Genomic DNA, 1599 nt, shown 5'->3' with positions numbered 1-1599 from the left:
GGGGGCCGCCGCCCGGCGGCGGCGGGCGGCGGGCGGGGAGCCCCAGGTGACACGCCCGCCCGTTCCTCCCCCGGCCGGGGGAGGAACGCGGCCCCGCGGAAGGACGTGCCACCACCGCACACCGGCCAGGCTGGTCACATGCCCACCGCCGCCCCCACCACCCCTGCCACCCCCGCCACCCCCGCCGTGCCTGCCGCGCCTGCTCCGCCGCCGCGTTGGGCGGTGTGGGCCGCGCATGCCGCCGCCCTGACCACCGTGCCCTCGGGGCTGTGGCGCATCGCACTGGCCCTGGGCCTTCCGGTCGGCTACAGCGAGCCCGTGCTCCGCCACGACTTCCACATCCCCGGCTGGGGCGTGGTCTACGTGGTCGGGCTCAGCGTCGTCTCGGAGGCCTTCGCCCTGCTGACACTCGGCCTGGTACGGCCCTGGGGCGAGGTGGTACCACGCTGGATCCCGGTCATCGGCGGCCGACGCGTCCACCCCCTCGCCGCCGTCATCCCCGCCACCGCCGGCTCACTGGCCCTCATCTGCCTGTGGAGCAGCCTGGTGTTCTGGTGGAACACCGAGGAACACCCGGCGATGCTCACCCCCTGGCACACCGTCGTCGGCATCCTCTACCAACCCCTGGTCCTATGGGGCCCACTGCTCGCCGCCGTGACCCTCTCCTACCACCGCCGCCACCGCTGACCGCCCGGGCCGACGCCCCCGACCGACCACGCCAACAGACACCGGCGCCACACCCGGGCCCGTCACACCGGCAGGCCACACGCCCCCACCCACACACAGGGCACACGCAGGGACACCCGAGCCCCGTGAACGCCCACCGCCAGGCCACGGCCACCGCCCCCACCACGGCGGGCCCAGCCCGTCCCCACGGGCATCCCGCCCTTGCCCCGCCCCCTCGCCCACACCCCAGCCCCCGGCACGGGCGCCAGGGGCCTGGGGTTGACGCACCGTCGGCACCGGCGGGAGCGGGTCGACACCCCGCCACCGGCCCACCGGGTTCCGCCCGCCCTCCGACACGACACGCACACCTGCCCCCGCCTGCCACGACAGACCGCACGCGGCCCCGCGGGGGCACGACGTCCGCACCGTACGGGCCGCAGGACCACAGACGCCGCACCAACACCACCATCGACGCAGCCGCCCCTCCTCCCCGTCATCCGCACCCACGGCCCCTTCGGCACCCGCCCCCGAACCGCCCCTGCCAGGCGGCGGCCTCGACGTCCTCCCCACGCACGCCGCCCCCACCTGCGACGAGGCGGTGCCCGCCACCCGCTACGCACCCCGCCACCAGGCCGGCCGCTCCCCACCGAACCGGGCACCCCTGGACCCGGCCGAGCACTCCCCCGGCCACACCACCCCGCCCCACTGCCCGGTCCCGCCGACGAGCACCACCCTGCGGACCACCGCCGGCCCCGCCCCCGCCAACGCCAACGGCAGCCCCCGCCCCCATCCCCCGCCCACGACGGACCCGTACCGGTCCACCCGGCCCCCGGGGCGGGCCATGGCGAGCTTGATCGCGAGTTCGTCGCGCGGCGGGTTGGTCCGGGGCACCGGGGTGTCGAACCAGGCCCGCAGCTCGGTCCGGCCGGCCTC

The 1599-nt window shown here is 77.4% G+C and carries 1 protein-coding gene and 1 pseudogene; one reads left to right on the top strand and one right to left on the bottom strand.

The annotated features are described in order from the left end of the window. The first annotated feature begins 138 nt into the window (after positions 1-138). Positions 139-687, top strand: coding sequence for a hypothetical protein (locus ABTY15_RS39635; RefSeq protein WP_350607652.1), 549 nt, complete (start codon positions 139-141; stop codon positions 685-687). 591 nt (positions 688-1278) lie between these two features. On the opposite strand, the pseudogene ABTY15_RS39630 reads toward ABTY15_RS39635, so the two are convergent. Then, positions 1279-1599 (bottom strand): annotated as a pseudogene (locus ABTY15_RS39630) (hypothetical protein); the annotation flags it as partial.

This window comes from Kitasatospora sp. NPDC097643, from assembly GCF_040302625.1.
In the GTDB taxonomy this organism is placed as follows: Bacteria; Actinomycetota; Actinomycetes; order Streptomycetales; family Streptomycetaceae; genus Kitasatospora.
The sequence above is the reverse complement of the archived record's forward strand: the minus strand, read 5'-3'. Positions and strand labels throughout refer to the sequence as shown.